Origin of the sequence: Micromonospora sp. M42 (genome assembly GCF_000568915.1) — a bacterium.
GTDB classification, from domain to species: domain Bacteria; phylum Actinomycetota; class Actinomycetes; order Mycobacteriales; family Micromonosporaceae; genus Micromonospora; species Micromonospora chalcea.
On the sequence record NZ_KK037233.1, the window covers coordinates 406,840 to 408,443 of the forward strand.

Consider the following 1,604-nt stretch of genomic DNA (forward strand, 5'->3'; position numbering starts at 1 on the left):
CCGCCCGAGCATCTCCCGCGGCGTGTACGTCTGCACGGCGGTGACCGCCGCGACGAGCGTCCACGGCAGACCGACGCCGATCACCACCGAGGCGGCGACCGTGCCCGGCCACCACGGCAGGCAGCGTCCCAGACAGCCGGCCGCGAACAGGACCGCGCCGGCGACCCCCACCGTGATCTCGCCGTGGCGGCGGACGAGCCGGCCGACGACCAGCCCGGCGAGCAGCGATCCGCCACCCTGCGCGCCGGCCAGCACGCCGAGAAAGGTGGACGGCAGCCCGAGGCCGGTCACCACCACGTCGTACAGCGCCGCGGTGGTGAAGCCGGACATCGCGATGGACGCCGCCGCGAGCGCCACCGGCACGCGTACCGCCCGCCGGGCCAGGAGCGCGGTCAGCCCGGCCCGCAGCCCCACCGCGGGTGCGGTCGGGGGAGCGGACGCCGCCCGGGCCAGGCGTAACGCGCCGTACAAGGCGGCCACGAGCACCGGTACGACGGCGGCGAGCACCGCGACGACGTGCCCGCCCCGCCACGCGTACAGGCCCGCCCCGGCCAGCGGCGCGACCAGCTTCACGCCCTCCTGCGCGCTCGACCGCCAGCCGTTGACGTCGGCCAGCCGGGCCGGTGGGAGCGCGGCGGGCAGCAGCGCGGTCTCGCCGGCGTCGACGAGCACGTATCCGATCCCGTAGGCGAGCGAGACGTCGTAGATCAGCCACGCCTGGCCGGGCCCGCGCACCGCCAGCAGGCTCAGCAGCGCGGCGGCGAGAGCGAGGTTGACGCCGACCACCAGGGGACGCCGGGGGACCCGGTCGAGCAGGCCGCCGAGCCAGGGGCCGGCCAGCGTCGGGGCGTAGACGCAGAGACCGGCCAGCGCCGCGAGCCCGGTGGAGCCGGTCAGGTCCAGGATCCAGATGCCGGAGACCAGGGCCATGGCGCTGCCGCCCAGGCCGGACAGCAGCGAGACGGCCACGAACAGGACGGCGTTGCGGCGCATGGGTCCCCCGAGAGTTGAGCCTGGAGGACTCATCCTCGGAACATGAGCCGGGGCGTGGCAACACTTCGGGACTACGTCAATGTCTTGTTGACAGTGTCGCCGTGATGCGCCCGGCGGCGTCGCGTACCGGAGGCGGCAGCCGGAGTCCGGCCCCGGCGAGATCGTCGGCGAGGTGCGCGGCCAGCGCGTACAGCGGCCCGGCGGGGGCGTCGAGCGCGAGCGCGCAGGTGTGGCGCGTCAACGCCGCGCGGGGGAAGCGCCCGTCCCACGCGCGGTCCGTCTCGATCCAGCGGCGCAGGTCGGCGACCGCCGTCCGCAGCACGGGCAGGTCGGGGGAGCCGGCCGGGTCGAGCCGGGTCACGCGGGCCCGCCGGGCCGCCGCGAGACGCTGCCGGCGCTGCTCGGCGGCCTGCCGGCTGCCCAGGCCCAGCGCCCGCGCGATGTCGGCCCAGGTGGCGCCGTCGTGCCGGGCCCGGTCGATCAGGTCCAGCTCGCGGTCGTCCAGCCGGACCCGGGCCGCGGCGATCTCGGACAGGCCGGCCAGGCTCACTCGTCAACGCTACATTGACATGGGCCCGAGAAGGTCAGTCCTCCGGCCGTCGCGCGGCAAA

Annotated in this window: 2 protein-coding genes; both read right to left on the minus strand. The window is 76.3% G+C overall.

Features of this window, described 5'->3' with window-relative positions:
* The coding region (locus tag MCBG_RS01500; protein WP_043323286.1) for an MFS transporter at positions 1-993 on the minus strand (993 nt) is incomplete at its 3' end.
* Positions 994-1,069: 76 nt separating this feature from the next.
* Positions 1,070-1,543, minus strand: a complete 474-nt coding sequence (locus MCBG_RS01505) for a hypothetical protein (protein WP_084789403.1) — start codon at positions 1,541-1,543, stop codon at positions 1,070-1,072.
* Positions 1,544-1,604 lie beyond the last annotated feature (61 nt).